Below are 8,656 nucleotides of genomic sequence, written 5' to 3' on the forward strand. Positions count from 1 at the left end.
CTGGGGTATCCATGATGGTAGACCTCAAGGTGATGGCCTACTTCAAGCTTAGCCTTTCAACACGTAATTGGGACATAGCCATAAAAAAGCCCGAGTCGATGACTCGGGCTTTTTGCTGAATGCCGCTTCGATTAGGAGAAGCAGGCCTGCAGCACGTAGAAGATCGCGATAGCCAGAATGGCACCGGCAGGCAGGGTGATGATCCAGGAGACCACAATGTTGCGCAGAACACCCAGATTCAACGCCGCAATACCGCGCGCCAAGCCAACACCCATCACAGCACCGACCAGGGTTTGGGTGGTGGAGATGGGCAGACCGGTGCCGGAGGCAATCACTACGGTCGCGGCAGTGGCCAGCTGAGCGGCAAAACCACGGCTCGGGGTCAGGTGAGTGATGCCGGTACCGACCGTCGCCATCACCTTCTCGCCCATAGTCGCCAGACCGATCACGATACCGATACCACCAAGGGGCAGGATCCACCAGGCAATGGCGGCCTGACCGGAAATCTCGCCACCGGAAGCCACGATAGAGGCAACTGCAGAGAGCGGGCCAATGGCGTTGGCCACATCGTTGGAGCCGTGGGCAAAGGCCATGGCACAGGCGGTAATCACCATCAGGATGCCGAACACCTTCTCCACGTTGGCGAAGTGCATCTTGCTGTCATCCTGCGGGTTGTACTTCTGACCGCGAATGTAGATCCAGCCGGCAAACGCCACTGCGATGGAGATGGCAACGGAGAGCAAAATGCCCTCGCCATCGGTCAGGTGCAGACCGACGTGGGTCAGCCCCTTCTTGATGGTCACCAGACAGATCACCAGCGCAGTCAGGAACATGTAAAACGGCACATAGCGCTTGGCATTGTTCAGGGGATCATCAGTGTTGAAGATAAGCTTCTGCACGCTGATGAACATGAAGTAGGCGATAACACCTGAGATAGCCGGGGTGATGACCCAGGAGCCGACGATGCCGCCAAACTTGCTCCACTGCACCGCTTCCGGGCCAATGCTCACCACCGCAAAACCGACGATGGCGCCGATGATGGAGTGGGTGGTGGAAACAGGCCAGCCGAAGTAGGAGGCGAGGATCAACCAGGCGCCCGCCGCCAGCAGGGAGGCGATCATGCCGAGCACCAGCAGGTCCGGGCTATCGACAAACGCATTGCTGTCGATGATGCCGTTACGGATGGTGGCCGTCACTTCGCCACCGGCCAGATAGGCACCGGCAAATTCGAAGATCATGGCAATGATGATCGCCTGACGGATGGTCAGGGATTTGGTGCCGACCGATGTTCCCATGGCGTTGGCCACGTCATTCGCGCCAATACCCCAAGCCATCAAAAAGCCGAACAAGGCCGCCACGAGCACCAGAGTGGTGCCGTAATTCGCGATAATGTCCATTAATAGTGTTTACCCAGTCAGTCGATTACGAACGAGCCAGCATCAGTTCCAGACGGGCGCCTACGCGCTCGGCCTGATCTGCCAGGTCACCTACCCATTCGAGGATCTTGTAAAGGAACATCACATCGATCGGATTGTAATTGTGCTCAACCGCTTGCAGCTGTTGGCGCAGTCCGATCTGCATGGTGTCTGTATCGTCCTCGATCAGATCCAGCTGGTGGATCATCTCGGCAACCATTTCCACTTCCCGTCCTTTGAAGCCGGTCTCGAGCAGCTCGTCGAGCTCCCCGATCGCTTTCTCGGCCTGAGCGGTCGCATCAATACAACGTTTGAGGTAAGCCATGAAATCCGTCCGCATTTCGGCGGGGAACTCCATGCGACGACCAAGCATGCGGCCGGAGATATCCTTGGCACGGTTGGCAATCTTGTCTTGCTGGGTCAACAGCTCCAGCAGGTCGGTACGTGCAACCGGCAGGAACAGGCCGCGAGGCAGTTTCAGACGGATTTCACGCTTGAGGGTATCTGCCTCTTTTTCCAGTTGGGCGATCTGCTGCCGGATCTGCTCGGCATCTTCCCAACGGTCTTCGGCAACGGCGTCAAAGAAGGGAACCAACTGCTGGGAGCACTGGTGAACCTTGACGATATGCTTCTGCAGCGGCTTGATGGGGGACTTGGCAAAAAGCCCCAAAATAGTATTTACTGGCATGGCCAAACCTGTGTCGGTGAAAAAACACTCGATACGATTTTATGAGGCGCGCATGGTAACCGAACTGCGCCCTCAATTAAACCGCGAATTAATCTAGTCGTCTCGCGGGCATTATATCCCCGCGACCCGAATCCTGCCCCCCAAAGTTGCCTGCCAACCCGGAATGACTATGCAAACTGAGATCGAGATAAAGTTTTTTGTCGCCCGCGACATTCAACCCGAGTTATCCAACCTGCTGAATTCTCTTGAGATTAAAGAATCATCACAACAGCAGCTCGGCAACGTCTATTTCGATACGCCGACCTTGGCTCTGCGCCAGCTGGATATGGGGCTGCGGATCCGCCGCTGCGATGCCTTCGCCGAGCAGACCATCAAATGCCGCGGCCAGGCGGTGGGCGGCCTGCACGCCAGACCCGAATACAACGCTCCCGTGAGCGGCGATCTGCCGACCCTCTCGGCCTTTCCCGATGAGATTTGGCCGCCCCTGACCGAGCGTGACCACATTCAGCAGCAGCTGGTCGCCCAGTTTCGTACCGACTTCCTGCGCCGCCATTGGCTGATCGCCTTCGAGGGGGCCGAGATTGAGCTGGCCTGGGATCAGGGAAAGATAGTCGGCAGCCAAGGCAGCACCACCATCAACGAACTGGAACTGGAGCTCAAATCAGGCGCTACCGCGGCGCTGTTTGCGCTGGCCCAACGCCTCGCTCGGCTGGGTGGCATTCGTTTGGGGGCACAGTCCAAGGCGCAGCGCGGCTATCGAATGGCCGGGCTAGGCAAGCCACTGACCCTGCAATTTCTGGCCACCAGCGAAGCCATGGATGTGGCAACCTCCATCGCCGCCGGCCTGAGTCACTGGCAGCATCACGAGCAGCTCTGGCTGGAAAATCCGCAGAATGAGAATATTCGGCAGCAAGCATTCGCCGCCCTGTGTGAAGGGATTGCGCTGATTGAACGCCGGGCGGCCGAGCTGACGCAGCCGACCCTTTGGGGTTCAGAGCTGACAAGCCTGCTGGCACATCTGCAAACCGCACCAGCCTCTGATCGCCAGTGGCCCACCGAGCTGGCTGACCTCTTCCTCTCAGCGGATTATGTCGCACTACAGCTGGCTATCACCGACTGGCTGCACAACGCACGCTGAGCGGCCAATCCGCTGCCACCGCAAACAGAACGGGTGAGCCAAGGCTCACCCGTTTTGCATTACAGCAGGTTGAGCTGCTGCATGGCGCTGCGAATGCGCTCGCGGGTCGCTTCCGACAGTGGCATCACCGGCAGACGGCACTCTTCGCTGCAAAAACCGAGCAGGGAAGCGGCATATTTGGCACCAGCCGGGCTCGGCTCGGCAAACATCGCCTGATGAAGCGGAATCAGCTTGTCTTGCAGCTCACGCGCTTCTTGCCACTTGCCCGCCAGCGTGAGGTTCTGCACCTCGGCCACCACCTTGGGCGCCACGTTGGCGGTCACCGAGATACAGCCCTGGCCGCCGCCAATGTTGTAGGCCACCGCAGTAGCATCTTCACCGGAGAGCCAGGCAAAGTGCTTTTTGATCAGCTGGCGCTCGGTCCAGGGGCGGGCCAGATCGCCGGTCGCGTCTTTCACACCGGCAATGCGCGGCAGCTCGGCCAGACGGGCCAGGGTCGCCGGTTGCACGTCAACGATGGCGCGCGGCGGGATGTTGTAGACGATGATCGGCTTGGCGGTGGCATCGTGTACCGCCTTGAAGTGGTGGTAGAGCCCCTCCTGATTGGGACGGTTGTAGTAACCGGCTACATGCAGAGTGGCATCAGCGCCCACCCGCTCGGCATGGAGGGTGTACTCGATCGCTTCGACCGGATTGTTGGAGCCCGCTCCGGCAATCACCGGAATACGGCCAGCGACCTGTTTGACCACCAGCTCCACCACTCGGCAATGCTCGTCGTGGGTCAGGGTCGGACTTTCCCCCGTGGTGCCCACCGGCACAATGCCGTGAGTACCCTGCTCGATATGCCACTCCACCAGACGCAGCAGCGCCTCTTCATCCAGCCTTCCCTGTCGAAACGGGGTGATCAACGCAACGATTGAACCTTGAAACATGGGATCTCCTTCTCCTAAATGACGCGCATATGGCAATAAAAAACCCCGGTACGTGTGCGCAACCGGGGTTTGAAGCTTCTCAGGGATGAGAGGTTACGCGCGAACGTCGGCAGGCCCGAATTTCAGGCTTTTTTTGTGCTTTCGTTTCAACCCGTTGAACCGCATTTCGTCATCTCTGGTCAAAAAATGGTGTCTGGGCATATTTCGGGAACACGGCATAAATGTCAAGGCGAAAGGGGCTATGTATAATGGCCGCCCAAAATTGCGTGGAGAGACCCGATGAGCAGCCCTATCAGTGCCGTCAGCCAGATGCTGGAACGAAACCAAGCCCTCTTTGTCGGCAAGCGGCTACTTGTCTGTGGCGCGCTGGAGGATGACTACCCCCGCCAGCTGGCGACCCTGGCCCAGACCCTGACCGTCTTTACCACCGATTACTGCTACTACCGCAGCCAGCAGGCCGCCCTCGGTGAGGCCATTCTGTTCGACCACCAGATTGGCGGAGCCCCCCGCTTCGATGCCCTGTTGCTGCTGATGCCCAAGGCCAAGGCCGAGGCACAATATCTGCTGGCCATGATGACCCCCTTGCTGGAAGCGGGTGCCGATCTGTTCCTCGCCGGCGAAAACCGTGGCGGCATCAATGGCGCCGACAAGCTGCTGGCCCCCTATGGCGAAAAGCCGATCAAGCGTGACTCGGCCCGCCGCTGCTCCCTCTATCACGGTGAGCTCTGCAAACCGGTCGCCCCGTTCGATCTGGATAGCTGGTTTGGCCGCTACCAGTGCAAGGCGGGTGATACCGAGCTGACCGTGCTTGCACTGCCCGGCGTCTTCAGCGCCGCCGAGCTGGATCTCGGCACTCAGATGCTGCTGGCCACCGTGCCGGCCATGAAGGGTTCACTGCTCGATTTCGGTTGCGGTGCCGGGGTGATTGGGTCCGTACTGGCCAAGCGCAATCCGGATCTGCAAGTCAACATGGTGGATATCAGCGCACTGGCACTCGAATCGAGCCGCCGCACCCTGGCGATCAACGGTCTGCAGGGCAAGGTCACCGCTTCCGATGTCTACTCGGATGTCTCCACCCGTTTCCAGCACATCGTCTCCAACCCACCATTCCATGCGGGTCTCAAAACCTTCTATGCGGCAACCGAGCAGTTCCTGGCCAAGGCGCCGGAATTTTTGCTGCCAAATGGTTCGCTGACCATTGTTGCCAACGCCTTCTTGCGCTACCAGCCTATACTGGAGACACACTTCAAACGGACTGAAGTGATCAGCAGTGATGCCAAATTCAAGGTCTATCTGAGCAAAGTGTAAATAAGTGTAAATAAGTGTAAGCAGCACAATAAAACAGCTAGAGAGCGCCATCCGGCATCTGATAAGGTATTAAGCACACGATAAAAACCACCCCTTTAGGGGTGTTTTTATACCGAACATTGAAAACCTTTTCATGTTGTTAATTCAGGGAGAGAAATACGATGGCAGGCATATTGACCATGATCCTGGCTGGTGGCGAAGGTACTCGCCTGCAGCCTCTGACCACCACCCGCAGCAAGCCTTCCGTCCCCTTCGGTGGCAGCTACCGGCTGATCGACTTTGTCCTCAACAACTTCGTCAACGCCGACTTTCTGCGCATCTATGTACTGACCCAATTCAAATCACAGTCCCTCTACCTGCACATGAAGAAGGGGTGGAATATCGTCGGCATCACCGACCGCTTTATCGACCCCATACCGGCACAGATGCGCATGGGCAAACGCTGGTATGACGGCACCGCCGATGCTATCTACCAGAACCTCGGCTTTATCGAGCGGGCCGAACCGGATCATGTCTGCATCTTCGGCTCCGACCACATCTACAAGATGGATGTGAGCCAGATGGTCACCTTCCACAAGCAGAAGAATGCCGCCATGACAGTTGCAGCCCTGCGCATGCCCATCGAAGAGGCGAGCGCCTTCGGGGTGATCGAGGTCGATACCGAAGGGCGGATGATCGGCTTTCAGGAAAAGCCGAAGCAGCCCAAGCACATTCCCGGCGATCCGACCCAGGCGCTGGTCTCCATGGGCAACTACATCTTCGAGACCGATGCCCTCTGCCGCGAACTGAAGCGGGATGCCGCCGAAGAGAACTCCAGCCACGACTTTGGCAAGGATGTGATCCCGAGCCTCTACCCACGCGCCCCCGTCTATGTCTACGACTACAGCACCAACGTCATCCCCGGCGAGAAACCGCACGTCTACTGGCGGGATGTGGGCACCCTCGACTCTTATTGGCAAGCGCACATGGACCTGGTGGCCGACAATCCCCCCTTCTCCCTCTATAACCGCAAGTGGCCGCTACACACCCACTATCCGGCGCTGCCGCCTGCCACCTTCATCGACAGCGACGAGTGCAAGGTGAAGATCGCCAACTCGCTGATCTCCGCCGGTTGCTTCATTCAGGGCAGCCAGATCCAGCGATCCATCCTCGGTTTCCGCTGCAATATCGGCGCGTGCAGCCATATCAGTGAATCCGTGCTGCTGGGGGACGTGAAGATTGGTGAAGGGTGCTCCATCCGGCGCGCGATTATAGATAAAAATGTTGAAATTGCGCCCGGCACCGTTATCGGTGAAAATCTGGACCACGATAGAGAGCGATTTACCGTATCCGAAGGCGGTATCGTGGTGGTACCTAAGGGAGCAAGAGTTGGCTATTAACCCACTAAAAATCCTGTTTGTTGCCTCGGAAGTTGAGGGGCTGGTCAAGACCGGGGGCCTGGCCGATGTCGCCAGAGCCCTGCCGATGTACCTGGCCCAGAAGGGGCATGATGTCAGGATCATGTTGCCCTTCTACAAGACGATAAAGCGACGGGATGAGGCCAGACTAGTGGCGTCACGCTGGTTGCCAACCCACCCGGGTCTGCCGGATATCGGTTATCGCATTTACCAGATGGAGCTGGATGACGTCTGCGTCTATCTGCTCGACTGCCCGCAATATTTCGATCGTCCCCAGCTCTACGCCGAGAACAATCAGGCCTATCCGGATAATGGCGAGCGCTTTGCCTTCTTCTCGGCCGCGGCCCTCCATGCCTGCGAGCAGCTCGGCTTTGCCCCGGATATCGCCCACTGCAATGACTGGCACACCGGCCTGCTGCCACTGCTGCTGAAAACCCGTCATGCTCACAACCCCTTCTTCCAGCAGACCCGCAGCGTGATCAGCATTCACAACGCGGCGTTTCAGGGGGTGTTTGGCCGCGAGCAGTTCTGGGCCATGCCCGAAATCGCCGACTACGAACGCCGCATCAACTACGACTACGGTCATGTCAACCTGCTCAAATGCGGGGTGCTTTACGCCGACAAGATCAATGCGGTCAGCCCCAACTATGCCCAGGAGCTGCTGACTCACCTCGGCGCCCACGGCATGGCGCATATCTTCCAGCAACGGGCGGCGGATCTCTGCGGCATCCTCAACGGCTGCGACTACAAGGACTGGGATCCTGAGTTCGACGAATTCCTGCCTGCGACCTACAGCATCGACAACATGGCTGGCAAACAGATCTGCAAAGAGAGCCTGCAGCAGGAGGCGGGGCTGGCCGTGGCGGACTTGCCCATCTACGGCATGGTTTGCCGCCTGACCGAGCAGAAGGGCGTTCCCCTGCTGCTCCCAGCGCTGGAGAAATTCCTCCACCATCAGGTACAAGTGGTGATCGTCGGCTCTGGCGATCCTGCGCTCGCCACGCAACTGCAAACCATGGCCCAGGATTATCCGGGCAAGCTCGCCTTCATCAACACCTATGACGATCGACTGGCTCATCTGGTCGAAGCCGGTGCCGACTTCTTCCTGATGCCCTCGCTGTTCGAGCCTTGCGGCCTCAACCAGATGTACAGTCTCGCCTATGGCACCCTGCCACTGGTGCGCGCCGTGGGAGGTCTGAAAGATACCGTGGTGGATTGGGATGCGGATCACGAGCATGCCACCGGCTTCTGCTTCAGCGATCCGACTGCCGCCATCCTGCTCGATACCATGCGCCGCAGCCTGCTCTATTTCCTGCAGGACAAAGAGCGTTTTGCCAAGGTGCAGCGCAATGCCATGAGCACCCGCTTCAACTGGCCTGACTCGGTCACCCAGTATGAACGGATGTATCAGAGCGCATTGGGCCGTTACTGAACGCCAAACGTCAGCTGATTGCTGAAGTTTTGTACCCTTGGCGCCACTTTGGGCGTCAACAGCGAAAAAAGTCCCCTTTGGCTGTTGACGCTCCCCCAAAACTCTATAGAATCCCCCTCCGCAGTGATGCGAAGGTGGCGGAATTGGTAGACGCGCTAGCTTCAGGTGTTAGTGTCCCACGGATGTGAGGGTTCGAGTCCCTCTCTTCGCACCAATACTGCCATGCTGATTCAGCAGCATGTAAATCCAACTAGAAAACCCGAATGTGCGAAGGTGGCGGAATTGGTAGACGCGCTAGCTTCAGGTGTTAGTGCCCCCCGGGTGTGAGGGTTCGAGTCCCTCTCTT

7 protein-coding genes and 1 tRNA gene are annotated in these 8,656 nt (G+C 58.2%); 5 read left to right on the forward strand and 3 right to left on the reverse strand.

Annotated features, from left to right (window positions below):
• Positions 1-131: 131 nt before the first annotated feature.
• On the reverse strand, positions 132-1,397 hold the full coding sequence (locus tag ACW5W8_RS22955) for an inorganic phosphate transporter (protein WP_498630673.1): 1,266 nt from the start codon (positions 1,395-1,397) through the stop codon (positions 132-134).
• Between the two features lie 25 nt (positions 1,398-1,422).
• Positions 1,423-2,103, reverse strand: a complete 681-nt coding sequence (locus ACW5W8_RS22960; RefSeq protein ID WP_498630675.1) for a TIGR00153 family protein — start codon at positions 2,101-2,103, stop codon at positions 1,423-1,425.
• Positions 2,104-2,272: 169 nt separating this feature from the next.
• Between ACW5W8_RS22960 and ACW5W8_RS22965 the strand changes: the two genes are divergently transcribed.
• Complete coding sequence (locus ACW5W8_RS22965; protein WP_498630677.1) at positions 2,273-3,241, forward strand: CYTH domain-containing protein; 969 nt, start codon at positions 2,273-2,275, stop codon at positions 3,239-3,241.
• A gap of 59 nt (positions 3,242-3,300) precedes the next feature.
• On the opposite strand, the gene dapA is transcribed toward ACW5W8_RS22965, so the two are convergent.
• Positions 3,301-4,173: a 4-hydroxy-tetrahydrodipicolinate synthase gene (gene dapA, locus ACW5W8_RS22970; RefSeq protein ID WP_498630679.1), complete on the reverse strand. Its 873-nt coding sequence runs from the start codon at positions 4,171-4,173 to the stop codon at positions 3,301-3,303.
• 279 nt (positions 4,174-4,452) lie between these two features.
• Between dapA and rsmC the strand changes: the two genes are divergently transcribed.
• From rsmC to ACW5W8_RS22990, 4 genes are all read left to right on the forward strand, one after another.
• A complete protein-coding gene (gene rsmC / locus ACW5W8_RS22975; RefSeq protein WP_498630681.1) occupies positions 4,453-5,481 on the forward strand; it encodes a 16S rRNA (guanine(1207)-N(2))-methyltransferase RsmC in 1,029 nt (342 codons plus the stop codon).
• Positions 5,482-5,642: 161 nt separating this feature from the next.
• A complete protein-coding gene (glgC, locus tag ACW5W8_RS22980) occupies positions 5,643-6,860 on the forward strand; it encodes a glucose-1-phosphate adenylyltransferase (protein ID WP_005340236.1) in 1,218 nt (405 codons plus the stop codon).
• Positions 6,850-8,310, forward strand: coding sequence for a glycogen synthase GlgA (glgA, locus tag ACW5W8_RS22985; protein WP_498630682.1), 1,461 nt, complete (start codon positions 6,850-6,852; stop codon positions 8,308-8,310). The genes glgC and glgA overlap by 11 nt, the downstream gene beginning before the upstream one ends.
• Positions 8,311-8,438: 128 nt before the next feature.
• A tRNA-Leu gene (locus ACW5W8_RS22990) sits at positions 8,439-8,524 on the forward strand.
• The last annotated feature ends 132 nt before the right edge of the window (positions 8,525-8,656 follow it).

It is taken from the genome of Aeromonas aquatilis, from assembly GCF_054052405.1.